Origin of the sequence: Caballeronia calidae (assembly GCF_900044055.2) — a bacterium.
Taxonomy (GTDB): Bacteria; Pseudomonadota; Gammaproteobacteria; order Burkholderiales; family Burkholderiaceae; genus Caballeronia; species Caballeronia calidae.
In genome coordinates this window covers 113312-138404 of the sequence record NZ_FCOX02000018.1, presented here as the reverse complement: position 1 = coordinate 138404, position 25093 = coordinate 113312, and the positions used below count along the sequence as shown (strand labels likewise).

Sequence of the window (25093 nt, the reverse complement as noted above, 5' to 3'; positions counted from 1 at the left end):
GCGTCGCTCGTTCAAACCGCGTGGCGATGATTCGCGTCCCGCGTTCGGCGAGCGCGGTCCGCGCAAGTCGTTCGAAGACCGTCCGTCTCCGCGCGGTGAACGCGCATCGGGTGGCGATGACCGTCGTTCGTTCAAACCGCGTGGAGACGATTCACGCGAAGATCGCGGATTCCGTCAGGATCGCGCCTCTGCAACGCGCCCCCCGCGCCGTGACGAGAGCGATCGGCCGTTCGCGAAGCGCGACGAACGTACCGAAGCACGCAAACCTGCGGCCAAACCGTCAGCGCCCGCCGCCGAATCGGCGCCGAAGCATCGCGATCACCACGACGGCCTCGTGCGTCTGTCGAAGGTCATGTCCGAACTCGGCCTGTGCTCGCGCCGCGAAGCCGACGAATGGATCGAAAAAGGCTGGGTGCTCGTCGACGGTGAGGTGATCGACACGCTCGGCACGCGCATCCGTCCGACGCAGAACATCGAGATCCTGCCCGTGGCGCGCTCCGCGCAATCGCAACTCGTCACGATTCTTCTGCACAAGCCGGTCGGCTATGTGTCGGGGCAGGCGGAAGACGGCTACGAGCCCGCGGTCACGCTGATCAACCCGGCCAATCACTGGGACGAAGACCACTCCGGCATCCGCTTCACGCCGGGGCACTTGCGCACGCTCGCGCCGGCTGGCCGTCTCGATATCGATTCGACCGGCCTTCTCGTGCTCACGCAGGACGGCCGCATCGCGAAGCAACTGATCGGCGGCCACTCGGAAGTCGACAAGGAATATCTCGTGCGCGTGCGCTTCGGCGAGCACGCCGTCGACGTCGATCGACACCTGCCGGCCGAAAAGCTCGCGCTGCTGCGCCACGGCCTCGAACTCGACGGCGTGCCGCTCAAGACCGCGCAAGTGAGCTGGCAAAACGGCGAGCAGCTTCGCTTCGTGCTGCGCGAAGGCAAGAAGCGGCAGATTCGCCGCATGTGCGAACTGGTCGGACTGGAAGTCGTCGGTCTGAAGCGCATCCGCATGGGCCACGTCACGCTCGGCGCGTTGCCGCCGGGCCAATGGCGCTATCTCGGCCCGAACGAGACGTTCTGAGCACGCCTCGAAGGCCCGCACGTACGTCCGTGCGGGCCTCTGTTGCGTCGCAAAAAAACGACGTTTCAGCCAGCAAATGGGCACGATGCAGTCCCGATCGTGCCTTTTCCTTTTTGGCCGCTTTTTGGCTAAAGAAAATCAATCATCGATCCGTTACACCCGTCAGGCGGATGCGCGCCGCGCGCGGCCTCGCACACGGGGTGGACGGCAGCAGGATACGCAGCATTAACGGCATCGAGGGAGAATCGCCATGTCAGTTGAGATCATCGTTCGTGAGACGGGAACCGGTCTGGAGATCGTGAGCGGCCGACGACGGCTCGAAGCCCTGCTCGCCCTGCGCGACGAAGTCGTCGTGATGAGTCCCGGCGTCGGTGAGATGGTGATCGCCCGCCTGCCCGACGGACGCCTGCAGGCGTCCGCGAATCCGGAGCATGTCGCCCTGTTCCGTCAGCCCGATATCAGCGGCAATCCGAAAACGTTGGCGTAACAAAAAGGCCGCTCCTCGCGAAGCGGCCTGCTACGTCATTCCGATGGTTCGAAACGCGCGGCGCTTACTCGTCGCGCACGGGATCGAGCCCCGGGAAAAGCACTTCCGTGAAGCCGAACTTCGAGAAGTCGGTGATGCGCATCGGATAGAGCTTGCCGATCAGATGATCGCATTCGTGCTGCACGACGCGCGCGTGAAAGCCCTCGGCGAGCCGCTCGATCGCGTTGCCGTACTGGTCGAAGCCCTGGTAGCGGATCATCGAGAAGCGCTGCACCGCGCCGCGCAAGCCCGGCACCGAGAGACAGCCTTCCCAGCCCTCCTCCATGTCGTGCCCGTTCGGCGTGATGATCGGGTTGATGAGCACCGTCTCCGGCACCGACGGCGCGTCGGGATAACGCTCGTTGTGCCCGAAGCCGAAGATCACCACCTGCAGATCGACGCCGATCTGCGGCGCGGCCAGTCCGGCGCCGTTGGCGTCGCGCATCGTGTCGAACATGTCCTGCACGAGCGTGTGCAGTTCCGGCGTGTCGAAATGCTCGACCGGCTGCGCGATCCGCAAAAGCCGCGGATCGCCCATCTTCAGGATTTCTCGGATCATGGCGTGACTCCTTCCAAAAGCTTGCGCATGCCGTCTTCGTCTAGAACGGGAACCCCGAGTTCCTCCGCTTTGGCGAGCTTGCTGCCCGCTTCCGCGCCCGCCACGACGTAGTCGGTCTTCTTCGATACGGAGCCGGCCACCTTCGCCCCGGCCGCCTCCAGCATCTCCTTCGCTTCCTCGCGCGCGAGCGTGGGCAGCGTGCCCGTCAGCACGACCGTCTTGCCGGCGAGGACGCCTTGCGGCGCCTTGGGCGCGGGCGGACCTTCCGGCCACGACACCTTCGCGCGCAACTGCTCGATCACGTGCTGGTTGTGCTCTTCGCTGAAAAAATTGTGAATGGCCTCGGCCACGATCGGGCCGACATCATTGACTTCAAGCAGCTCTTCGACGGACGCCGCCATGATCGGGTCGAGCGAGCCGAAGTGCTTGGCCAGATCTTTCGCCGTCGATTCGCCGACGTGCCGGATGCCGAGCGCATAGATGAAGCGCGCGAGCGTCGTCTTGCTCGCCTTCTCCAGCGAATCGATGAGATTCTGCGCGGATTTGTCCGCGAAGCGGTCGAGCGCGGCGAGCGTCGAGAAGCCGAGATGGAAGAGATCGGCCGGCGTGCGCACGAGATTCTGCTCGACGAGCTGGTCGATGATCTTCTCACCGAGCCCGTCGATATCGAGCGCGCGGCGTTGCGCGAAGTGCCACAGCGCCTGCTTGCGCTGTGCCGGGCAGAAAAGCCCGCCCGTGCAACGCGCGATGGCTTCGTCCGGCAGGCGCTCGATCTTCGAGCCGCAGACCGGACATTCCGTCGGCATCACGAACTCACGCGCGTCGGCGGGACGGCGCTCCAGAATCGCGCCGACGACTTCGGGAATCACGTCGCCCGCGCGGCGCACGGTGACCGTATCGCCGATGCGGATGTCCTTGCGGCGCACCTCGTCCTCGTTGTGCAGCGTCGCGTTCGTGACCGTCGCACCGCCGACGAACACCGGCGCGAGCCGCGCGACCGGCGTGATCGCACCGGTGCGACCGACCTGCACGTCGATGGCGAGCAGTTGCGTCAGCGCTTCCTGCGCCGGAAACTTGTGCGCGAGCGCGAAGCGCGGCGCGCGCGACACGAAGCCGAGCTTGTCCTGCTCGTCGCGGCGATCGACCTTGTAGACGACGCCGTCGATGTCGTACGGCAGCTTGTCGCGCTTCTCGCCGATCTTGCGGAAGAAACCAAGCAGGCCCTCCGCGCCTTCGACGACCGCGCGCTCCGCGTTCACCGGCAGCCCCATTTCCTTGTACCAGTCGAGGAGCGCGGCGTGCGTGGCGGGCATCTCCGCGCCTTCCAGCACGCCGATGCCATACGCAAAGAACGACAGCGAGCGTTGCGCGGTCATCTTCGGATCGAGCTGGCGCAAGCCACCCGCCGCCGCGTTGCGCGGATTCGCGAATTCGCGCTGCCCCGCGTCGCGCTGACGCGCATTCAGGCGCTCGAAATCGCGCTTGAACATCAGCACTTCGCCGCGCACGTCCAGCCGTTTCGGCACGTTCTTGCCCTTCAGGGTCAGCGGAATCGAGCGGATGGTGCGCACGTTCGCGGTGACGTCCTCGCCCGTCGCGCCGTCCCCGCGCGTCGCGGCCTGCACGAAATGGCCGTCGTCGTAACGCAGGGAAATCGCGAGGCCGTCGAACTTGAGTTCGCACGCGTAATCGACGCTCGCGTGACCCAGCGCATCGGACACGCGCTTGTCGAACGCGGCGATGTCTTCGTCGGCGAAACCGTTGTTGAGCGAAAGCATCGGCACGTCGTGGACGACCGGCGTGAAGCCCTCGGCCACTTCGCCGCCCACGCGCTGCGTCGGCGAATCCGGCGTGATCAGATCGGGATGCTCGGCCTCGATGCCCTGAAGCTCCTTGAAAAGCGTGTCGTATTCGGCGTCGGGCAGATCCGGCTGATCCAGCACGTAGTAAGCGTAGTTCGCGCGCTCCAGTTCCGAGCGCAGCCACGCCGCGCGCTCGGCCGGACGATCGGCGCTGGGCACGGCGGCTTCCGACCTGGCGGTAGCGGCGGATTCGGCTTTCGTATTTGCGGACATGCGGCTTCGAATGAATGAATAAGGTAGACCGATAGCGGGTAAATCCGATAACCGGCCGTCCGATTGTCTCAGAAGATCGGTAAATCGTGGCATCGGCCGAATGGCCTAAGTGCGGGCGTCGGTGCGGCGGCGCGCATGCAACGAAAAGCGCCCCGGATGGGGCGCGATTCCGTGTTGGCGAGCGCGCGTGGCAAACCGCGCGCGCCGGAGCATCACTGGCTGAAAAGCCGCCGCGTCGCGGGCGAGCCGGCCGGAATGCCCGCCTGCTCGAGCTTCGCATACAGCGTCATCAACTGCTTTTCGATGGCGAGCAGCGCGGACTCGGGCAGCGGCCGGCGCTGATCGTCGACGACGCGCGCGCCGATGCGCTCCGACAGCGACTTCGCGTAATCGCTCATCAGCCGGAACGGGAGGATGTCCTCGTCGGCGACGGGCACGTCGAGCACCAGCGTGATCATCTGGCCGCCCTTGTAGGTGAGGTCGTCGCGCAGGAAGTTGGTGTCGCCGAACTGGAGCATGAAGACGGGATTCTGCTTCGCATCGAGCTTCACGAAGCGGGTGCCGTCGCGCGACAGCAGCAACCCGTCTTGCGACGCCACCGCCTGCACATAGTTGGCGGACCACGGCGCGCCGTCGGAGAGAATGTTGATCGAGAGTTGCGCGTCGCATTGCGCGGCGAAGGCGTCGAGCTCGCGCGCCATGCCGACGGTCTCCATCATGTCGGGAAACTCGGGCGCGCCGTCGATGGCATCGGCGAGCCGCTGTACGCCGGTCACGAACTCCGAGAACTCGAGCTCGTTCAGCGGCCCGCTGCGGTTCGCCAGTTGCGCGGCGGCACGCAGTTCCTCGTAACGCGCGCCGTTGCGCAGCAATTCCCACGTGGTCTCGCCTTCGGCCTTGCCTTCGATCGTCACCGGCTTCGTGCCCGCGCGGCGCAGACGCTGCGCGAGCGGAACCACGCGATCGCCTGCGACGGGCGCGGCGAGGCGGATCGGCACGACGCAATCGATGCGGCGATCGACCGCCGCCGGCGGCGCCGACGAAATCGTCGTCGCGGCGGGCATCACCGGTTCGGCGCGCTCTTCCTCATCCGCGGTTTCGGCTTCCTCGGCAGCGCCGTTGGCGGACGTCGCTTCCGCCTGGAGATCGACGGCGGTATCGGCCGGCGCGACCGCCGGCGGCGCCGTCGACGCACTCGCAGCGCCGAAGCTCGGCTCGACGCGCGTCTCGCGCGGCTCGGCATCACCCTCGCCCGCGACCGGCTCGCGGCGCGGCTGGCGCACGGGTTCGATGAACGGCTGTTCGTCGTCGGCGTCCTGGCGCGCGAGCGCATCGGCCGCTTCGTCGGGCATCGGGCGCGGCATCTTGCGCCGCACCTTCGCGCTCTGCCACGCGTTGTACACCACCACGCCGCCCACCACCACGGCTCCGGCTCCAATCAAACCGAGTGTCAACTCGTCCATGCAGGCTCCATCATTCTTTTAACTTACGAAGCGCCGCGCGATCTGTCGCACGCACCGCGCCGCGTTCCGGCTTCTCGCCGCCGCCTGGCCGATGCGCGCCACTCCGCGCCTTGACGCACGCCGCCGGATCGTCGTCCGGCCCCACACTCAATCCAAACTTTTGCGAACCGCGACGCTTCAGCCGTTCTGCGCGAAGCCCGCCGCGGCTTCCATATCCACCGCGACGATGCGCGACACGCCCTGCTCCTGCATCGTCACGCCGATCAGCTGCTGCGCCATTTCCATCGCGATCTTGTTGTGCGAGATGAACAGGAACTGCGTCTTGGCCGACATCGCGCGCACGAGATTCGCGAAGCGCTCCGTGTTGGCGTCGTCGAGCGGCGCGTCCACTTCGTCGAGCAGGCAGAACGGCGCGGGGTTCAGCTGGAACATCGCGAACACGAGCGCCGTGGCCGTCAACGCCTTCTCCCCGCCCGAGAGCAGGTGAATCGTCGAATTCTTCTTGCCGGGCGGCTGCGCCATCACCTGCACGCCGGCGTCGAGGATTTCGTCGCCGGTCATGATGAGCTTTGCCTGGCCGCCGCCGAACAGACGCGGGAACAGTTCGCCGAAGTGACGGTTCACCTCGTCGAACGTGCCTTGCAGCAGCGCGCGCGTTTCCTGGTCGATCTTCTGGATCGCGTCTTCCAGCGTGCCGATGGCGTCGTTCAAATCCGCCGACTGCGCGTCGAGGAAGTGCTTGCGTTCGGTCGCCGCAGCCAGTTCTTCGAGCGCGGCCATGTTGACGGGACCGAGCGCGCTGATCGCATTGTTCAGGCGCGTGACTTCGCCCTGCAGATACGACGGCTTCATGTCCGGCGTGAGCTTTTCGGCGAGCTCGGCTTCGTCGACGCCCGCCGCCTGCAACTGCTCGACGAACTGCTCGCCGCTGATGCGCGCCGCCTGCTCCTTCAACTGCAACTCGTTGATCTTGTCGCGCAGCGGCTGCAGCGAGCGTTCGGCCATCAAACGCTGCTCGTCCGCCTGACGCATACGCGCGGTGAGATCGTCCAGTTCGACGCGCGCAGCATGCAAAGATTCCTCGCGCGCCGCGCGCACTTCGAGCGCGTCGTGCAGACCGGTTTGCGCGGTCTGCTCGTTGATGGTTTCGAGTTCGGCGCGCGCGTCTTCCAGCGTGCCCGCGATGCGCTCGCTCTGATCGTGCGCTGTCTCGATGTTGCGCTTGTATTCGTCGATCTTCGCGGCGAGCCCGCGCACGGCGAAGCTCGCGTCGCTGGCCGCGCGCTCCAGTTCGCGCAGTTCGTGACGCGCGTTCGTGAGCGCTTCGTCGAGCGATTCGAACGCGAGCTGGTTGTCTTCGAAACGCGCCTGCAATTGCGCGATCTCGCCGTCGTGACGCTCGAACGCCGCTTCCGATTCGGCACGCAGCGCGCGCTGCTCGTCGACCTGCGCGGCGATCTCTTCGAGTTCCTCGCCGATCTGCGTGTTGCGCTGCGTGTAGCGCTCGTGCGCCTGCGCGAGCTTGAGCACGTCCATTTGCAAGGCGTGAACGCGCTGGGTCGCGCGCTCGGCGGCGGCGCGCGCTTCCGCGAGCGTCTGCGACGCCTGCGTATGCGCGGCATCGGCGCGCACGGCGTTGGCCTTCGCTTCGTCGGACAGCAAGGCCTGAGCGCGCACCTGCTTCGTCAGATTTTCGATTTCCTGCGCACGCGCGAGCATGCCCGACTGCTCGGAATCCGACGCATACAGCTGCACGCCCACGCGCGTCACGATATGCCCCGCCTTCACGACGAACGCGGCGCCATCCGGCAACTGATTGCGCGATGCCAGCGCCTGCGCGATGTCATCGGCGACGAAGGTCGTGGCGAGCCATTCGTTCAGCACGGCGCGCAGGCCCGGATCGTCGATGCGCACGAGCGACAGCAACGAGCGCAGTCCTTGCGGCGTCTCGACCGGCTTGCCCGCCGCCGGCGGCGAATAGAACGCGAGCTTGGCGGGCGGCGCATCGGTGGCGAAGGCCTTGACCCAATCCAGATTCGATACTTCGAGCGCGGCGAGCCGCTCGCGCAGCACGGACTCCAGCGCCGCTTCCCAGCCCGTCTCGACGTGCAGCTTCTTCCACAGACGCGGCAGCGCGCCGAGCTCGTGCTTGTCGAGCCACGGCTGGATCTTGCCTTCGGTCTGCACGCTTTCCTGCAGTGCTTTCAGTGCAGCGAGACGCGCTTCGAGCTGATGGATGTGCGCGCTTTCCTTCTGCACGCGCTCCTGCGCGGCGCGTCGTTCGGCGTCGAGACGCGGCACGGTTTCCTGCGCATCGGCGAGGCGCGCTTGCGCTTCGGCGAGAATTTCCTCGTTCTCCGCGAGCTGCATGCGCAACTCTTCGAGATGGGCTTCATCGGGTGCATCGAGCCCGCTCGCTTCGTTCTTGAGACGCTCCCGGCGCTGCTGCAACTGCTGAAGCTGCTGATCCGCGTTGCGCTGATGTGCCGCCTCGAGCTTCAGCGCCTGTTCCGCGCGCGCGATGCCCGCACGTTCTTCGTTCAGCTGTGCCTGCGCGTCGCGCCAGCGGGCTTCGAGCGCGGGCAGCGCATCGTGCTTCGCGGCGGCATTCTCCTGCGCGATCGCGGCCTTCTCTTCGCCCTCGGCGAGCGCCTCGGTCGCGGTGTCGATCTCGTCGCGCGCCTTTTGCGCCTGCACCTGCCATTGCTCGCGCTGCGCGGTGAGCGCGGCGATCTGCGCCTGCACGCGATTGCGCGACTCCACGATGAAGCGGATCTCCGCTTCCAGACGGCTCACTTCGGCATTGGCTTCGTAGAGCGCGCCTTGCGCGCCCTGCATCGCATCGCTCGCGCTGTAGTGCGCGACGCGCAGCGTTTCCAGTTGCGCTTCGACTTCGCGCAGACGCGCCGTCTGCGCTTCGAGCTCGACCTGCGCCTCGCGGATCGCGCGCTGCTGGCGCTCGGCTTCGTTGCCCGCTTCCTTCTTGCGCAGCAGCCACAGCAGGCGCTGCTTCTCTTCGCCTTCGGCCTGCAGTTCCTTGTACTTCGTCGCGACGACCGCCTGCCCTTCGAGCTTCTCGAGATTGGTCGAAAGCTCGCGGATGATGTCTTCGACGCGCGTCAGGTTCTCGCGCGTATCGTGCAGACGATTCTCCGTCTCGCGGCGACGCTCCTTGTACTTCGACACACCCGCCGCTTCTTCGAGAAACACGCGCAGCTCTTCCGGCTTCGCCTCGATGATGCGCGCGATCATGCCCTGCCCGATGATCGCGTACGCGCGCGGGCCGAGACCCGTGCCGAGGAAGATGTCCTGGATGTCGCGGCGGCGCGCGGGCAGATTGTTGATGTAGTAGCTGGAGGTGCCGTCGCGCGTCAGCACGCGCTTCACGGCGATCTCGCCGTACGCGCTCCATTGCCCGGCGGCGCGGCCATCGCCGTTATCGAAGATCAGTTCGACGCTTGCCCGGCTGCCGGGCTTGCGCGCCGTCGATCCGTTGAAAATCACGTCCTGCATCGATTCGCCGCGCAATTCGGAAGCGCGCGATTCGCCGAGCACCCAGCGCACGGCATCGATGATGTTTGATTTGCCACAGCCATTCGGCCCGACGACGCCGACCAGCTGGCCGGGGACCTGGAAATGCGTGGGATCGACGAAAGACTTGAAGCCAGCGAGTTTTATCGAGGTCAGACGCACGGCGATATCGCTGTTTTGAATGAGTGACGGAGGATATATGGCAGACAGGCCGCAGCGCGGCCCGTCGATCGCCATCGGCCACGCGCTGCATCACTGCGCGACGGGCCCGGCGAAGTGGGCACCATCATACCATCGCGCGAGTCGATTTCTTTTCGCTTTCGGGCGCATTGCAGGCGACATCGAGTGCTTCGGGCGCGGGAGGCGAGCGCGACGCGCCCTGCCGATGCACCCACGCCGACAGCACGCACGCCGCGACGATGCACGCGCCGCCCGCCCATTCGCGCGGGCCGGGCACTTCGCCCGCGAAGAGCCACGACGACAGCGCGGTGACGACGAGCTCGAACAGCATGATGATCGATGCGCGGTTGGCCGGCACGCGCGCGAGTCCCACCTGCACGATCATGTTGTTCACCGCGAGCACGATGCCCAGCCCGATCACGATGAACGTCGCCATGGGCAGTTGCGAGGCGGCGGGCGGCGCGGGCATCGGCTCGAACAGCGTGACGACGGAAGCGACGAGCGCCGCGCCGCCGAAGATCACCGCGGTGCGCATCTCGGGTTTCATCGCGGGCAAGGTGCGCGTGACCTTGACGACGAGCACGTTGCTCATCGCGAAGCCCATGCCGCCCATGAGGCCCGCCCATTCGGCCAGGTCGGCGGGCAGCGGCATGCCGAGCTCGGGCGACCAGAGCATCGTCACGGCGCCCATCAGCGAGAGCAGCGACAGCGCGGCGTCGGCGCGTGTGAGACGTTCCTTCAGAATGAAGTGCGCGAAGATCGCGGTCCACGCGGGCGTCAGATAGAAGAGCAGCAGCACGCGCATCACCTGCCCGTGGATCGCGCCCCACACGAAGCCGATGTTCGTGACGCCCGCCGCCACGCCGAGCGCGACGAGCAGCCAGTGCCAGGACAGCGTGCTGATGGAGCGGCGCTTCAGGAGCAGCACGAAGAGGCACGCGGCGCCGCTCGTCGTCGCGCTCGCCGCGGTGCCGGTCAGCCCGATGGCGGCCAGCATGCGCATGGGATACCAGACGAGGCCCCACACCGACGCGCCGATCATGATCGCGAGCGTCGGCCAGGCATTGCGGAGGCCGCGGGTCATGCCGGCGCTCCGACCATCGCGCCCTTTTCGAGCTTGTTCATTCGTACCTTGTCCTTCGTGCCGCGCACCGCTGCCCGCTTGCGAGCCGGGGCCGCGCGCTATAATCGTCAGCTTGCTTCACGTCCGTTCGATGTCTTCCGATGCCGCGCTCGCAGGCACCTTCTGCCTCGCGCGCATCGCTCACTGCTTACCGGTCACGCCGTGAATCCACTTCTCAAGAAACTTCAGCCTTATCCGTTCGAAAAGCTGCGCGCGCTCTTCAAGGGCATCGAGCCGCGTGCCGGATTCACGCCGATCAGCTTCGGCATCGGCGAGCCGAAGCATCCGACGCCCGCGCTGATCCGCGATGCGGTGATCGCGTCGCTCGACGGCCTCGCCTCTTATCCGGCCACGCTGGGCAGCGAGCCGCTGCGCACGGCGATCGCGGCGTGGGTGAAGGCGCGCTACGGCCTCGAAGCGGTCGATGCCGCGACCGAAGTGCTGCCCGTTTCCGGCTCGCGCGAAGCGCTGTTCGCGCTCGCTCAGACCGTGATCGACAGCCGGAGCACGGACGCCGCCGAACCGCCCATCGTACTCTGTCCGAACCCGTTCTATCAAATCTACGAAGGCGCGGCTCTCCTCGCGGGCGCCGAGCCGTACTTCGTCAATAGCGACCCGGCGCGCAACTTCGCGTGCGATTACTCGACGGTGCCGGATCACATCTGGGCGCGCACGCAACTGCTCTACGTATGCTCGCCGGGCAACCCGACCGGCGCGGTGCTCACGCTCGAAAACTGGCGCGAGCTCTTCGCGCTGTCGGACCGGCACGGCTTCGTGATCGCGTCGGACGAATGCTATTCGGAGATCTATTTCGACGAAACGAATCCGCCGCTCGGCGGGCTGGAAGCGGCGCGGCTGCTCAATCGCGGCTTCGAGCGCCTCGTGATGCTGTCGAGCCTGTCGAAGCGCTCGAACGTGCCGGGCATGCGCTCGGGGTTCGTCGCGGGCGACGCGTCGATCCTGAGGGACTTCCTGCTGTATCGGACGTATCACGGCGCGGCGCTCTCGACAGTGTTCCAGCGCGCCAGCGTCGTCGCTTGGCAGGATGAAACGCACGTGCGCGACAACCGCGCGAAGTATCTGAAAAAATTCCAGACGGTCACGCCGATGCTCGCCGACGTGCTCGATGTGCGCCTTCCGGACGCCGCGTTCTACCTCTGGGCGAACGTCTCAGGCACCGGACTCACGGATACCGAGTTCGCGGCGCGCCTGTACGCCGACTATAATGTGACGGTTCTGCCGGGCTCTTTTCTCGCTCGCGCGGCGCACGGCACGAATCCCGGCGAGGGCTTCGTGCGCATCGCGCTCGTGGCCGAGACCGAGGAATGTGTCGAAGGAGCCCGCCGCATCGTCGAATTCTGCCGCACGCTCAGGTCCTGACATCGGTCCTGAAACGTAGCCGGCCCAACTACCCATCCTTGATACCAACTATGTCGCAACAACTTCAGAGCATCATCGATACCGCCTGGGACAACCGCACCGAGCTTTCGCCCAAGGCCGCGCCCGCCGAAGTCCGCGAAGCCGTCGCGCACGCGATCGAGCAGCTCGATAAAGGTCAGATGCGCGTCGCCGAGAAGCGCGACGGCGAGTGGGTCGTGAACCAGTGGCTCAAGAAGGCCGTGCTGCTGTCGTTCCGCCTGGAAGACAACGCGCCGATGCCCGCGGGCGGCTACTCGCAGTTTTACGACAAGGTGCCCTCGAAGTTCGCGAACTACACCGCCGAAGACTTCGCGGCGGGCGGCTTCCGCGTCGTGCCGCCGGCCATCGCGCGCCGCGGCTCGTTCATCGCGAAGAACGTCGTGCTGATGCCGTCGTACACCAACATCGGCGCGTATGTCGATGAAGGCACGATGGTCGACACGTGGGCCACCGTCGGCTCGTGCGCGCAGATTGGCAAGAACGTGCACCTGTCGGGCGGCGTGGGTATCGGCGGCGTGCTCGAGCCGCTGCAGGCGAACCCGGTCATCATCGAAGACAACTGCTTCATCGGTGCGCGCTCGGAAGTGGTGGAAGGCGTGATCGTCGAAGAAAACTCCGTCATTTCGATGGGCGTGTATCTCGGCCAGTCGACCAAGATCTATGACCGCGAAACCGGCGAAGTGAGCTACGGCCGCATTCCGGCGGGCTCGGTCGTGGTGGCGGGCAATCTGCCGTCGAAGGACGGTTCGCACAGCCTGTACTGCGCGGTCATCGTCAAGAAGGTCGATGCCAAGACGCGCGCCAAGGTCGGCCTGAACGAACTGCTGCGAGGCGACTGATCGTGGCGCGCAGTTCCGCTACGACCGTCGTCTACGGCATTCCGAATTGCGACACCGTGAAGAAGGCGCGCGTGTGGCTGGAAGAGCACGGCGTGCCCTTCGAGTTTCACGACTTCAAGAAGGCCGGCGTGAATGACAAGCTGATCCAGGACTGGCTCAAGGATGTGCCGCTCGATCAGCTCATCAACAAGCGCGGCACGACGTGGCGCGGCCTGTCCGACGTGCACAAGGCCGAAGCCGACACGACCTCCGGCGCGATCGCGCTGATGATCCACAAGCCGTCGATCATCAAGCGGCCGGTCGTCGTCGTGAACGGGCGTGTGAAAACGCTCGGGTTTTCCGCCGAGCAGTACGAAACGCTTTTTGCGTGATACAGGGCGATGGCTGCGAACTCGACGGCCATCGCACGAATGCCACGAGTGCCGGCCGCAGCGCCGGCATTTTTTATCTCGAATCGACCATGTCCGGCACTCTCTCCCTTACCGAAGCGCTGATCGAACGCGCATCCGTCACGCCCGACGATCAGGCTTGTCAGGCGCTCATGATCGAGCGCCTCGCCGCGATCGGCTTCGAATGCGAAACGATCGAATCGGGCGGCGTCACGAACCTGTGGGCCGTGAAGCGCGGCACGGACGCGAATGGCAAGCTGCTCGCGTTCGCCGGCCACACCGATGTCGTGCCCACCGGCCCGCTCGAACAGTGGAGCTCGCCGCCTTTCACGCCGACGCATCGCGACGGCAAGCTCTACGGGCGCGGCGCGGCGGACATGAAGGCGTCGCTCGCGGCGTTCGTCGTGTCGAGCGAGGAGTTCGTGGCGCAGCATCCGGCGCATCGCGGCACGCTCGCGTTTCTCATCACGAGCGACGAGGAAGGCCCCGCCACCGACGGCACGATCAAGGTCGTCGAGGCGCTGAAGGCGCGCGGCACGCGGCTCGACTACTGCATCGTCGGCGAGCCGACTTCGAACGCGACGCTCGGCGACATGGTCAAGAATGGCCGGCGCGGCTCGATGACGGGCAAGCTCGTCGTCAAGGGCGTGCAGGGGCATATCGCGTATCCGCATCTCGCGAAGAATCCGGTGCATCTGCTCGCGCCGGCGCTGGCCGATCTCGTCGCCGAAAAATGGGACGACGGCAACGAATATTTCCCGCCGACGACCTGGCAAGTGTCGAACCTGCATTCGGGGACCGGCGCGACCAACATCATTCCCGGCCACGCCGACCTGATGTTCAACTTCCGCTTCTCGACGGCGAGCACGGTCGAAAGCCTGCAAAGCCGCGTGCACGCCATTCTCGACCGCCACGGCCTCGACTACGACTTGAAGTGGATCGTGAGCGGCCTGCCGTTTCTCACGCCGCGCGGCGCGCTCTCGGACGCGCTCGAAAAGGCCATTCTCGATGAAACCGGCGTGCGCACCGAGCTGTCTACCACGGGCGGCACGTCCGACGGGCGCTTCATCGCGCGAATCTGCGATCAGGTGGTGGAGTTCGGCCCGCCCAACGGCACGATCCACAAGATCGACGAGCATGTCGAAGTGAAGTTCATCGAGCCGTTGAAGAACGTGTACCGCCGCGTGCTCGAAGCACTGATCGCCTGAACTCAATCTCACAATAACAAGGAGCCTTCGATGGCGCTGCCCTTCACCACCGTGCGCGACCTGCTGCGCTTCGGCGTCTCGCGCTTCACCGAAGCGGGCCTGTCGTTCGGCCACGGCTCGACCAATGCCTACGACGAAGCCGCGTATCTGATCCTGCATACGCTGCATCTTCCGCTCGACACGCTCGATCCGTTCCTCGACGCGCGCCTGCTCGACACCGAGATCGACGCCGTGATGAAAGTGATCGAGCGCCGCGCGAAGGAGCGCGTTCCCGCCGCGTACATCACGCAGGAAGCGTGGATGCATGGCCGCCGCTTTTATGTCGACGAGCGCGTGATCGTGCCGCGCTCGTTCATCGGCGAATTGCTTCAGGACGGTTTGCAACCGTATGTGGCGGATCCGGACCAGGTCTCGCGCGTGCTCGAACTGTGCACCGGCTCGGGCTGTCTGGCGATTCTCGCGGCGCAGGCCTTCGAGAACGCCGATGTCGATGCCGTCGATATTTCGCCGGACGCGCTGGCGGTCGCGCGCCGCAATGTCGACGATTACCGGCTCGACGAGCGCGTGAGCCTCTACGAAGGCGACCTGTACGCCCCGCTGCCGCAGGCGCGCTATGAGGTCATCATCACGAATCCGCCGTACGTCAACGCGCAGGCGATGCAGGCGCTGCCCGAAGAGTACCGGCACGAGCCCGAGCTCGCGCTCGCGGGCGGCGCGGACGGCATGGACGTCGTGCGGCGCATCGTGCGCGACGCGGGCAAGTGGCTGACGGAAGATGGCGTGCTCGTCGTCGAGATCGGCAACGAGCGGCACAATGTCGAGGCCGCGCTGGGCGGACTCGATCTCGTGTGGCTTTCGACGAGCGCCGGCGACGACAACGTGTTCCTGATCCAGGCCGCCGATCTGCCGGCCTGACCGGCTGTCCCGGGCGAACGTTGCTGTGACGTTCGCCAACACTTCGCGCGGAAGGCTTGGGTAATATGGCGAATCGCCATTAGCGCACGGCTTCCCATCTTCCGCGTCTATGCAAGCATCGGACTGGCTACATCTCGGCACGCTCGTGATGGCCGCGCATGTGCTCGGCGTGATCGCCGCGATCCATGCCGTCATCAACACCCGCACGTCGCAGGGCGCGGTGGCGTGGGCCGTGTCGCTCGTCGCGATGCCTTACTTCACGCTGATCCCCTATCTGTTTCTCGGCCGCAGCAAGTTCGCGGGCTATATCGACGAGCGGCGGCTCGAGGTCGAGATCCTGCGCAGCCGCTCCAAGCCCGCCGAATGGGATTCGGGCGATCGCAGCGATGCCCCCGAAGCCGCTCCGCTCATCGATTCCTCCGGCGCGCGCGGCGAACTCGCGCCGGGACCGGCCACCTATCTCGGCAATCCGACGATCCGCACGCTGCAGCGCCTGTCCGGCATGCCGTTCCTGCGCGGCAACTCGGTGCGCGTCCTCATCAACGGCGACGCCACGTTCGCCGCGATCCTCGAAGCCATCGCGACGGCCGAACACTATATCGTGGTGCAGTTCTTCATCGTGCGCGCCGACGCCCTCGGCGAAACGCTCAAGGACGCGCTCATCAAGAAGGCTCAGGCCGGCGTGCGCGTGTACTTCCTGTACGACAGCATCGGCAGCTTCGATCTGCCGCACCGCTACGTGTACGCACTGCGCGCGGGCGGCGTGGAGGCGCATCCGTTCGCGGCGCAGCGCAAGTTCGTGCATCGCTTCCAGATCAACTTCCGCAATCATCGGAAGATCGTGGTCGTCGACGGCAAGCGCGCGTTCATCGGCGGGCATAACGTGGGCGTCGAATATCTCGGCGGCAACCCGCGGCTCTCGCCGTGGCGCGATACGCATGTGGAAGTGCGCGGCCCCGCGGTGGCGAGCATCCAGTTCGTCTTTACCGAAGACTGGTACTGGGCGACGCAGCGGCTACCAGAGCTCGGTCCCGCGCCGCATTCCGACGAAAACATGCACTGCATGGTGCTGTCGAGCGGCCCCGCCGACAAGCAGGAGACCTGCTCGCTCTTTTTCGTCGAGGCGATCAACGCGGCGCGCGAACGCATCTGGATCACGTCGCCCTACCTGATTCCCGACGAAGCCGTGTTCTCGGCGTTGCGGCTCGCGGTGATGCGCGGCGTGGACGTGCGCATCCTGATTCCGAGCCGGCGCGATCATCGCGTGGTGTTCGCTGCGTCGCGGCTCTATGCATACGATCTGGTGCAGGCGGGCGTGCACATCTTCCGCTACAAGCCGGGCTTTCTGCATCAGAAGGTCGTGCTCGTCGACGATATCGCCGCAGCAGTGGGCAGCGCGAATCTCGACAACCGCTCGTTCCGGCTGAACTTCGAGATCACGGTGCTGACGGTCGATCGCGCGTTTGCGAGCCAGGTGGAAGCGATGCTGCTCGCGGACTTCGCGCAGTCATTCGAGATCGACGGCAACGACTATCGCGGCAAGGCGTTCTGGCTGCGCATGGCGATGCACGTCGCGCGGCTCTTCTCGCCGATTCTCTGAGCGCGCGCAGGCCGGTTCAGCACGTTCAGAGCAGCTTTTGGATGTCCTCCACGATCGACTCGGGCTTCGTCTGCGGCGCGTAACGCTTCACCACGCGGCCATTGCGGTCGACGAGAAACTTCGTGAAGTTCCACTTGATGGCCTCGATGCCGAGCAGGCCCGGCTCCTTGTCCTTCAGATACTTGTAGAGCGGATGCGCGTTCGAGCCGTTGACCTCGATCTTCGCGAACATCGGGAACGTGACGCCGTAGTTCTTTTCGCAGAAGCTGCCGATTTGCTCCGCATCGCCCGGTTCCTGCTTGCCGAACTGATTGCACGGAAAGCCGAGCACCTCGAAGCCGCGCGCCGCGAGCTGCTGATAGATCTCCTGCAAACCCTTGTATTGCGGTGTGAACCCGCATTCGCTCGCCGTGTTGACGATGAGCAGCACCTTGTCGCGGTACTTGTCGAGGCTGACGGCCGCGCCGTCGAGTGTTTCGGCCGAAAAGCCGTAGATGCCTTCGTTGGCTGCGCTCATCGCACGCTCCGCGAAATGAAGTCTGAAATATAGGCGATGCTACCGCGACACGCGTTCGTCTGCCATTGGCCGAACGGCCGATCCTCGGCCGACGGTGCGTCCGGTCTAAAATAGCGCTTTCCTTCAAAGCCGCGCCCTTTTCGCCGCCATTCCGACGTGATCCGCTTCAATCAGTTCAGCCTGTCCCGCGGCACCAAGCCGCTTTTCGAAGAGACGAGCTTCACGCTCAATCCGGGCGAGAAAGCCGGTCTCATCGGCGCGAACGGCGCGGGCAAGTCCACGCTCTTTTCCGTGCTGCGCGGCGAGTTGCACGCGGACGGCGGCGATTTCTCGATGCCGCCGTCGTGGCGCATCGCGCACGTCGCGCAGGAGACGCCCGCGGTGGACCGCAGTGCGCTCGACTACACGCTCGACGGCGACGCGCACCTGCGCGCGATCGAGGCGCGCATCGCGTCGGCCTCCGCCGCCCACGACGGCGCCGCCGAAGCCGAAGCCCACGCCGCCTTCGCGGACGCCGACGGCTACACCGCGCCCGCGCGCGCCGAAACGCTGCTGCTCGGCCTCGGCTTCACGCTGGAGCAGACGCGCGAGCCGGTGTCGAGCTTTTCGGGCGGCTGGCGTATGCGCCTGAATCTCGCGCAGGCGCTGATGTGCCCGTCCGACCTGCTGCTCCTCGACGAACCGACCAACCACCTGGATCTGGACGCCATCGTCTGGCTGGAAGACTGGCTCGGGCGTTATCCGGGCACGCTCGTCGTCATTTCGCACGACCGGGAGTTTCTCGATTCGGTCTGCAACGTCACGCTGCATCTGGAGAATCGTCAGGTGAAGCGCTATGGCGGCAACTACAGCCAGTTCGAAGTGCTGCGCGCGCAGCAAATCGCGCTGCAGCAGAGCGCGTATGAGAAGCAGCAGAAGACCGTCGCGCATCTGCAGAGCTTCATCAACCGCTTCAAGGCCAAGGCGACCAAGGCGAAGCAGGCGCAAAGCCGCGTCAAGGCGCTGGAGAAGATGGAGCTGATCGCGCCCGCGCATGCGAGCTCGCCCTTCACGTTCGAATTCCGCGAGCCGGATGCCGCGCCCAATCCGATGATGGTCATGGAAGGCGTGCGCTGCGGCTATCACAACGACGAAGGCGGCGAGATCCCGATCGTCGAGGGCGTGACGCTGTCGATTCAGAACGGTCAGCGCATCGGTTTGCTGGGCGCGAATGGCCAGGGCAAATCGACGCTCATCAAGACGCTCGCGCAGACGCTCGAGCCGTTGTCGGGCAGCGTGCGTCAGGGCAAAGGCTTGCAGATCGGCTATTTCGCGCAACATCAGCTCGAAACGCTGCGTCCCGACGATTCCGCGCTTCGGCATCTCGCGCGCCTCGCGCCCGACACGCGCGAGCAGGAATTGCGCGATTTTCTCGGCAGCTTCAACTTTTCCGGAGAAATGGCCACCGCGAAGATCGCGCCCTTCTCCGGCGGCGAGAAGGCGCGGCTCGCGCTTGCGCTCATCATCTGGCAGAAGCCGAATCTGCTGCTGCTCGACGAGCCGACCAACCACCTCGATCTCGAAACGCGCCACGCGCTGACGATGGCGCTCGCGCAGTTCGAAGGCACGCTGATTCTGGTGTCGCACGACCGGCATCTGCTGCGCGCGACGACGGATACCTTCATGCTCGTCGCGAAGCATCGCCTGAGCCCGTTCGACGGCGATCTCGACGATTACCGCGACTGGCTGCTGCAGCACGCCGCCGAAACGCGCGCGGCGGCGAAGGAAGCGAATTCGGCTTCGTCCGGCGACGCGCAGGACAACGGGCTCAATCGCAAGGAGCAACGTCGGCAGGAAGCGCAGGAGCGGCAGAAGCTCGCGCATCTGAAGAAGCCGCTGCAGTCGCGCATCGCGAAGATCGAGAAGGAGATGGACAAGCTCAACGCCGAGAAAGCAGAACTCGACGCATTCGTCGCCGATCCGGCGAGCTACGAGGCCGCGGTCAAGACGAAGCTGACCGAGACGATCCGCCGCCAGGGCGAAGTCAATGCGCGCCTCGAAACGCTCGAAATGGAATGGCTCGAAGCGCACGAGGAACTCGAACAGATCGGTTCATAACGGAGACTATCGATTTGACACCTTCCCTCACCGGCCTGCGCGTGCTCGACCTGTCGCGGCTCCTGCCCGGCCCCGTCGCAACACTGAGACTCGCCGAGCTCGGCGCCGATGTGCTCAAGATCGAGCCGCCAGGCGAAGGCGACTACACGCGCACGATGCTGCAAAGCGAAGCCGACCGGCAAAGCGGCACACCGAGCGCGTTCTATCGCATCGTCAATCGCGGCAAGCGGCAGCTCACACTGGATCTCAAGACGGCGGAAGGCCGCGCGAAGCTGATCGAACTCGCGCGCGGCGCGGACGTTCTGGTCGAGAGTTTTCGTCCTTCGGTGATGGCGCGGCTGGGCGTCGGCTACGACGTGTTGCGCGAGGCGAATCCGAAGCTGGTCTATTGCGCGATCACGGGCTACGGCAACGACGGTCCGTTCGCGAACAAGGCCGGTCACGATCTGAACTACATCGCTTACGCCGGCGTGCTCGACCAGCTCGCGGCGCGCGACGGCAGGCCGATCGCGCCGAACTTCCAGCTTGCGGATCTGCTCGGCGGCGCGCTGTCGGCCGTGATGGAAATACTCGCGGCGGCCTGGCACGTCGCGCGCGGTGGCGAAGGCCGCTGTGTAAACGTGTCGATGGCGCACGCGGCGCACACACACAATGTCATGGCGCATATCGCGCTCGCCAACGCCGACGAAGCGAGCACGCGCGCCGGCGCGGGTCTGCTGAACGGCGGCGCGCCGTGCTACGACGTCTATCGCACGCGCGATGACCGCTTCGTCGCGGTGGGCGCGCTCGAATTGAAGTTCTGGCAGAGCTTGTGCGAAGCGCTCGGCCGTCCCGATTGGGCGACGCGGCACTGGAGCCTCGGACAGGCGATCGGTGGCGCGGATGCCGCGCAACTATCGGCGGAACTGGCCGCGACGTTTCGCGAGCGCACGCGCGATGAATGGATAGCGCTGCTGGAGCCGCTCGATTGCTGCTTCGCGCCCGTGCTCACGCCCGCCGAAGCGGCGGCGCATCCGCTGTTCAGGAGCGTCTAGCGTCGCGGCAAGACCTGGCGCGGCTGGCGCTCGTCATCGACGAGCACGTGCTTGCGGCCCGTCACGTGCTGACGAATGGTCGCGACGACTTCATCTTCCGTCACATCCGCCGCGACGACGCGGCGCGAGATCTGGCCTTGGTCGTCGATCCATTCGACGATCCGGCAACCGCTGCCCCATGGCTGCTGCAGCGGCGCGGAGACGCGGCATCCGCGCAGGTGGAACGCGGCGGGGTTCGGCCGGGTTGATTTTGCGTGTTTCAAGGCGTGGTCCTCTCGATCCTTCCGGTCACCTCGCTTCTTGACATGCCTTTAGCGAGGTTGGCCGGGTCCGTAGCCTTCTAAGGATAGAAAAACCGCGCGTCGCTTGGGTTACATTGCGCAACGAGATTTTTACGACGCGTTACGAGGGGTCCGATCACCGGCTCATTCGAGATCGCGCACGCGGTCGATCGCTTCCTCGATGCGGTCCACGGCAATCACCTTGAGCCCTTCGATTGCCTGTTTCGGCGCGTTCGCCTTCGGAATCAGCGCCATCGAGAAGCCGAGCTTCGCCGCTTCCTTCAGACGATCCTGTCCGCGCGGCGACGGGCGGATCTCGCCCGCCAGTCCCACTTCGCCAAACGTGATGAGGCCCTTCGGCAGCGGCTTGTTGCGCATCGACGAGTGGATGGCGAGCAGCACGGCGAGGTCGGCCGCGGGCTCGGTGATCTTCACGCCGCCGACCGCGTTCAGAAACACGTCCTGATCGAAGCACGCGATGCCCGCATGCCGATGCAGCACGGCGAGCAGCAGCGCAAGCCGGTTCTGCTCCAGACCGACCGCGAGCCGTCGCGGATTCGGCACATGCGCGGTGTCGACCAGCGCCTGCACTTCCACGAGCAGCGGCCGCGAGCCTTCCTGCGTGACGAGCACGCACGATCCCGCGACGCTCTGTTCATGCTGAGACAAAAAGAGCGCCGACGGATTGGCGACGCCGCGCAAGCCCTTTTCCGTCATCGCGAAGACGCCGAGCTCGTTGACCGCGCCGAAGCGGTTCTTGAACGCGCGCACGAGCCTGAACGACGAATGCGTGTCGCCCTCGAAATAAAGCACCGTATCGACGATGTGCTCCAGCACGCGCGGCCCCGCGAGGCTGCCCTCTTTGGTCACGTGGCCGACCATGATGATCGACGTGCCCGTCTGCTTCGCGATGCGCGTCAGTTGCGCCGCGCACTCGCGCACCTGCGCGACCGAGCCGGGCGCGGAGGTCAGCGCTTCGGAATAGATCGTCTGGATGGAGTCGATGACGGCGACTTCGGGCCGTTGCTCGTCGATGGTCGCCTGAATCTTTTCGAGCTGGATTTCCGCGAGCAACGCGAGATCGCCGGCCGCGCTCGCGCCGCCGATCAGGCCGAGCCGCTGTGCCCGCAGCGCGATCTGCGCGCCGGATTCCTCGCCGCTCACATAGAGTGCGGGCCGGTCGCGCGCGATTTCGGCGAGCGATTGCAGCAGCAGCGTGGATTTGCCGATGCCCGGATCGCCGCCGATCAGCACGACGCCGCCCGGCACGAGCCCGCCGCCCAGCACGCGGTCGAATTCGCCGACGCCGGTCGTGAAGCGCGGCACGTCCGACGCCTCGATTTCCGCGAGCTTGCGCACCGGCGAACTCTTCGCGAGCGCCTGGAATCGATGTGCCGATGCCGCCTGCTCCACCGTTTCCAGCAATGTGTTCCACGCCCCGCACGCGGCGCACTGGCCGGTCCATTTCGGCGCCTGTCCGCCGCATTCGCTACAGGTATAGAGGGTCTTCGCCTTCGCTGCTTTTGCCACTTAATGCCTTGATTTAATGTCGTTCTTGTCGCGTGGAAAGTACGCGTTATTCCGCGCGCACCGGCACGCGCTGCGCGATCGCGCACATGAGCTCGTAGCCGATGGTGCCGGCCGCGCTCGCCACATCGTCGATGGGCAGGTTCGTGCCCCACAGCTCGACCCGCGAGCCGATGCCGGCATTCGGGCACGGCGTCAGGTCGACGGTGAGCATGTCCATCGACACGCGGCCGACGAGCTTCGTCCTCACGCCATCGACGATGACCGGCGTGCCTTCCGGCGCCACGCGCGGATAGCCGTCCGCGTAGCCGCACGCGACCACGCCGATGCGCATCGGCTGGCCCGCCGTGAAGGCCGAACCATAGCCGACGCTGCCGCCCGCGTCGACCGTCTGCACGGCGATCAGCTCGGACTGGAGCGTCATCGCGGGTTTCAGACCGGTATCGGCGATATCGGCGGTCACGCCCGACGGCGATGCGCCGTACAGCATGATGCCGGGCCGCACCCAGTCGAAATGCGCGTCCGGATGCCACAGCACCGCCGCCGAGTTCGCGAGGCTGCGCGCGCCCGCGATGCCCTCCGCGCTCCGCTCGAACGCCTCGAGCTGATGCGCGATGCCGCGCGGAGCGTCGGCATCGGAGAAATGCGTCATCAGCGTGATCTGGCCGACGCCCTGCACGGCGCGCGCGCGCTCCCACGCCGCGCGGAACTTCTCGGGCGTGTAGCCGAGGCGGTTCATGCCGCTGTTCATCTTCAACTGGATGTTGACCGGCTTCGACAGGCGCGCCATTTCGAGCATGCGCAACTGCTCGTCGCAATGGACCGCGGTGGTCAGGCTGTAGCGGTCGATCACGTCGATGTCGGTGGGCCGGAAAAAGCCTTCGAGCAAAAGAATCGGCCCCGCCCAGCCCAATTCACGCAACTTCGCGGCTTCTTCGAGGTCGAGAAGGCCAAAGCCGTCCGTCGCGCGCAGTCCCGGGAACGCCCGGGCGAGTCCGTGGCCATACGCATTGGCCTTGACGACGGCCCAGATTCTGGATTTCGGCGCGTACTTGCGTGCGACGCCGAGGTTGTTGGCGAGCGCGGCGGTGTGGATCGTTGCGGAAAGGGGGCGCGGCATGAGCGTGTGTGGGATTGCAGTGAATGCGGTCGAAAAGGTGAGCATACGACAGCGGGACGCGTCCTGCTGCGCTCGCCGAGACCGCCTTGCGAATCAGTATCTTATGAGGAAAATCGCGCACGAGCGTGTGATTTCTCGCGCGATCGAGATTACTGCTAGTCAGAATGCGCCTATTTTCGTGTTATAAAGCCGTGCGCACAACCCATTTCGAAAGGCATAAGCCCGCGCGCTCAACCGGCGCCCGGGGCGGATCACCCGCAGTGAGGAAAGCTTCGGATCAGATGAAAAAAGGTTTTTACACCATCATGGCCGCGCAGTTTTTCTCATCGTTGGCCGATAACGCTCTACTGATCGCTGCCATCGCACTGCTGAAAGACCTTCACGCCCCGAACTGGATGACGCCGCTGCTCAAGCTGTTCTTCGTCCTGTCCTACGTGATTCTCGCGGCGTTCGTCGGTGCCTTCGCGGACTCCCGGCCCAAGGGTCACGTGATGTTCGTCACCAACTCGATCAAGGTCGTCGGCTGCGTGACCATGCTCTTCGGCGCGCATCCGCTGCTCGCGTACGGCATCGTCGGTTTCGGCGCCGCCGCTTACTCGCCGGCAAAATACGGCATTCTCACCGAACTCCTGCCAGCCGACCGGCTCGTCGCCGCGAACGGCTGGATCGAAGGAACGACGGTCGGCTCGATCATTCTCGGCACCGTGATGGGCGGCGCGCTCATCAGCCCGCACATCGCGAGTCATCTGCTGTCGCTGCATATTCCGCGCATCAGCACGCCGGCCGAAGCCGCGATGCTCGTCATCATGCTCATGTACGTGATCGCCGCGATCTTCAACCTGCGCATTCCCGACACCGGCGCGCGCTATCCGAAGCAGGAAACGCGGCCGCTCAAGCTCATCACCGATTTCGCCGACTGCTTTCTCGTCCTGTGGCGCGACAAGCTCGGCCAGATCTCGCTCGCCGTCACGACGCTCTTCTGGGGCGCCGGCGCGACCCTGCAGTTCATCGTGCTGAAGTGGGCCGAAGTCTCGCTCGGCATGACGCTCTCGCAGGCCGCCATCCTGCAGGCCGTGATCGCGGTCGGCGTCGCGGCGGGCGCGGTGCTCGCGGCCGCGCGCGTGCCGCTCAAGCGCTCGCTCACCGTGCTGCCGGTCGGCATCATCATGGGCCTCGCCGTCATGCTGATGGCCTTCTACACGCGCCATCTCTTTCCCGCGCACTGGGGCATCTACTTCGGCAAGATGCACTTCCCCGGCTATCTGCTGATCGCGTACGTGTTCCTGATGGTCGTCGGCGGTCTGTCGGGCTTCTTCGTCGTGCCGATGAACGCGCTGCTCCAGCATCGCGGCCACGTGCTGCTGTCGGCCGGGCACTCCATCGCCGTGCAGAACTTCAACGAGAACCTCTCGGTGCTCGTGATGCTCTGTCTCTACGCGGTGCTCGTGTGGCTGGACGTCCCGATCCAGTTCGTCATCGTGCTGTTCGGCTCGTTCGTGTGCCTCATGATGTACTTCGTGATGCGCCGGCATCAGGCCAATCAGCGCGCGTTCGATTCCGTCGCGCTGATCGGCGAAGCGCGTCACTGACGCCGCGCGCTGTCCGC

The 25093-nt window shown here is 65.6% G+C and carries 20 protein-coding genes; 11 read left to right on the top strand and 9 right to left on the bottom strand.

The features are described from left to right. Both AWB78_RS18600 and AWB78_RS18595 read left to right on the top strand, forming a co-directional pair. The coding region (locus tag AWB78_RS18600) for a pseudouridine synthase (RefSeq protein ID WP_232477741.1) at nucleotides 1-1084 on the top strand (1084 nt) is incomplete at its 5' end. Between the two features lie 250 nt (nucleotides 1085-1334). After that, complete coding sequence (locus AWB78_RS18595; RefSeq protein WP_062606840.1) at nucleotides 1335-1571, top strand: hypothetical protein; 237 nt, start codon at nucleotides 1335-1337, stop codon at nucleotides 1569-1571. Nucleotides 1572-1635: 64 nt separating this feature from the next. On the opposite strand, the gene def is transcribed toward AWB78_RS18595, so the two are convergent. The 5 genes from def to AWB78_RS18570 form a co-directional block, all read right to left on the bottom strand. Then, entirely contained in the window at nucleotides 1636-2169 is a 534-nt protein-coding gene (gene def / locus AWB78_RS18590; RefSeq protein ID WP_062606835.1) for a peptide deformylase, read from the bottom strand. Further along, entirely contained in the window at nucleotides 2166-4244 is a 2079-nt protein-coding gene (gene ligA, locus AWB78_RS18585) for an NAD-dependent DNA ligase LigA (protein WP_062606832.1), read from the bottom strand. Before ligA ends, def begins: the two co-directional genes overlap by 4 nt. Before the next feature lie 212 nt (nucleotides 4245-4456). Then, nucleotides 4457-5707 (bottom strand): cell division protein ZipA C-terminal FtsZ-binding domain-containing protein, encoded by a 1251-nt coding sequence (locus AWB78_RS18580; protein ID WP_062606830.1) that lies wholly within the window; start codon nucleotides 5705-5707, stop codon nucleotides 4457-4459. A gap of 177 nt (nucleotides 5708-5884) precedes the next feature. Next, nucleotides 5885-9400 (bottom strand): chromosome segregation protein SMC, encoded by a 3516-nt coding sequence (gene smc, locus AWB78_RS18575; protein WP_062606867.1) that lies wholly within the window; start codon nucleotides 9398-9400, stop codon nucleotides 5885-5887. Between the two features lie 124 nt (nucleotides 9401-9524). Further along, the gene (locus tag AWB78_RS18570) at nucleotides 9525-10502 is read right to left on the bottom strand and encodes a DMT family transporter (RefSeq protein ID WP_062606827.1); all 978 of its coding nucleotides are present in this window, start codon (nucleotides 10500-10502) and stop codon (nucleotides 9525-9527) included. A gap of 201 nt (nucleotides 10503-10703) precedes the next feature. Between AWB78_RS18570 and dapC the strand changes: the two genes are divergently transcribed. The 6 genes from dapC (at nucleotide 10704) to cls (ending at nucleotide 16911) form a co-directional block, all read left to right on the top strand. Next, nucleotides 10704-11921 (top strand): succinyldiaminopimelate transaminase, encoded by a 1218-nt coding sequence (gene dapC, locus AWB78_RS18565; RefSeq protein ID WP_062606825.1) that lies wholly within the window; start codon nucleotides 10704-10706, stop codon nucleotides 11919-11921. A gap of 50 nt (nucleotides 11922-11971) precedes the next feature. Continuing rightward, a complete protein-coding gene (dapD, locus tag AWB78_RS18560; protein WP_062606823.1) occupies nucleotides 11972-12799 on the top strand; it encodes a 2,3,4,5-tetrahydropyridine-2,6-dicarboxylate N-succinyltransferase in 828 nt (275 codons plus the stop codon). A gap of 2 nt (nucleotides 12800-12801) precedes the next feature. Next, entirely contained in the window at nucleotides 12802-13170 is a 369-nt protein-coding gene (locus tag AWB78_RS18555; protein ID WP_062606821.1) for an ArsC family reductase, read from the top strand. A gap of 89 nt (nucleotides 13171-13259) precedes the next feature. Then, the gene (dapE, locus tag AWB78_RS18550; RefSeq protein ID WP_062606865.1) at nucleotides 13260-14396 is read left to right on the top strand and encodes a succinyl-diaminopimelate desuccinylase; all 1137 of its coding nucleotides are present in this window, start codon (nucleotides 13260-13262) and stop codon (nucleotides 14394-14396) included. A 30-nt stretch (nucleotides 14397-14426) separates the two neighbouring features. Continuing rightward, a complete protein-coding gene (gene prmB, locus AWB78_RS18545) occupies nucleotides 14427-15311 on the top strand; it encodes a 50S ribosomal protein L3 N(5)-glutamine methyltransferase (RefSeq protein WP_062606819.1) in 885 nt (294 codons plus the stop codon). A gap of 109 nt (nucleotides 15312-15420) precedes the next feature. After that, on the top strand, nucleotides 15421-16911 hold the full coding sequence (gene cls, locus AWB78_RS18540; RefSeq protein ID WP_062606816.1) for a cardiolipin synthase: 1491 nt from the start codon (nucleotides 15421-15423) through the stop codon (nucleotides 16909-16911). 25 nt (nucleotides 16912-16936) lie between these two features. Here the strand turns inward: cls and AWB78_RS18535 are convergent, their stop codons facing one another. Continuing rightward, entirely contained in the window at nucleotides 16937-17428 is a 492-nt protein-coding gene (locus AWB78_RS18535; RefSeq protein ID WP_062606814.1) for a glutathione peroxidase, read from the bottom strand. 156 nt (nucleotides 17429-17584) lie between these two features. Between AWB78_RS18535 and AWB78_RS18530 the strand changes: the two genes are divergently transcribed. Together AWB78_RS18530 and AWB78_RS18525 are read left to right on the top strand one after the other, a co-directional pair. Then, nucleotides 17585-19525 (top strand): ATP-binding cassette domain-containing protein, encoded by a 1941-nt coding sequence (locus AWB78_RS18530; protein ID WP_062606812.1) that lies wholly within the window; start codon nucleotides 17585-17587, stop codon nucleotides 19523-19525. Nucleotides 19526-19539: 14 nt separating this feature from the next. Continuing rightward, the gene (locus tag AWB78_RS18525; protein WP_082883336.1) at nucleotides 19540-20559 is read left to right on the top strand and encodes a CaiB/BaiF CoA transferase family protein; all 1020 of its coding nucleotides are present in this window, start codon (nucleotides 19540-19542) and stop codon (nucleotides 20557-20559) included. Here the strand turns inward: AWB78_RS18525 and AWB78_RS18520 are convergent. The 3 genes from AWB78_RS18520 to alr form a co-directional block, all read right to left on the bottom strand. Next, complete coding sequence (locus AWB78_RS18520; protein ID WP_062606807.1) at nucleotides 20556-20822, bottom strand: DUF2866 domain-containing protein; 267 nt, start codon at nucleotides 20820-20822, stop codon at nucleotides 20556-20558. The two genes, AWB78_RS18525 and AWB78_RS18520, sit on opposite strands and share 4 nt — an antisense overlap. A 162-nt stretch (nucleotides 20823-20984) precedes the next feature. After that, nucleotides 20985-22370, bottom strand: coding sequence for a DNA repair protein RadA (gene radA, locus AWB78_RS18515; protein ID WP_062606804.1), 1386 nt, complete (start codon nucleotides 22368-22370; stop codon nucleotides 20985-20987). A gap of 46 nt (nucleotides 22371-22416) precedes the next feature. After that, complete coding sequence (alr, locus tag AWB78_RS18510) at nucleotides 22417-23487, bottom strand: alanine racemase (protein WP_062606863.1); 1071 nt, start codon at nucleotides 23485-23487, stop codon at nucleotides 22417-22419. Nucleotides 23488-23768: 281 nt separating this feature from the next. On the opposite strand from alr, the gene lplT reads away from it, so the two are divergent. Further along, complete coding sequence (lplT, locus tag AWB78_RS18505; protein WP_062606802.1) at nucleotides 23769-25076, top strand: lysophospholipid transporter LplT; 1308 nt, start codon at nucleotides 23769-23771, stop codon at nucleotides 25074-25076. Nucleotides 25077-25093: the final 17 nt, after the last annotated feature.

Coding starts and splice junctions, on each gene's coding strand:
- AWB78_RS18595 (WP_062606840.1), top strand. CDS start 1,335: ATGTCAGTTGAGATCATCGTTCGTGAGACGGGAACCGGTCTGGAGATC.
- def (WP_062606835.1), bottom strand. CDS start 2,169: ATGATCCGAGAAATCCTGAAGATGGGCGATCCGCGGCTTTTGCGGATC.
- ligA (WP_062606832.1), bottom strand. CDS start 4,244: ATGTCCGCAAATACGAAAGCCGAATCCGCCGCTACCGCCAGGTCGGAA.
- AWB78_RS18580 (WP_062606830.1), bottom strand. CDS start 5,707: ATGGACGAGTTGACACTCGGTTTGATTGGAGCCGGAGCCGTGGTGGTG.
- AWB78_RS18570 (WP_062606827.1), bottom strand. CDS start 10,502: ATGACCCGCGGCCTCCGCAATGCCTGGCCGACGCTCGCGATCATGATC.
- dapD (WP_062606823.1), top strand. CDS start 11,972: ATGTCGCAACAACTTCAGAGCATCATCGATACCGCCTGGGACAACCGC.
- dapE (WP_062606865.1), top strand. CDS start 13,260: ATGTCCGGCACTCTCTCCCTTACCGAAGCGCTGATCGAACGCGCATCC.
- prmB (WP_062606819.1), top strand. CDS start 14,427: ATGGCGCTGCCCTTCACCACCGTGCGCGACCTGCTGCGCTTCGGCGTC.
- cls (WP_062606816.1), top strand. CDS start 15,421: ATGCAAGCATCGGACTGGCTACATCTCGGCACGCTCGTGATGGCCGCG.
- AWB78_RS18535 (WP_062606814.1), bottom strand. CDS start 17,428: ATGAGCGCAGCCAACGAAGGCATCTACGGCTTTTCGGCCGAAACACTC.
- alr (WP_062606863.1), bottom strand. CDS start 23,487: ATGCCGCGCCCCCTTTCCGCAACGATCCACACCGCCGCGCTCGCCAAC.
- lplT (WP_062606802.1), top strand. CDS start 23,769: ATGAAAAAAGGTTTTTACACCATCATGGCCGCGCAGTTTTTCTCATCG.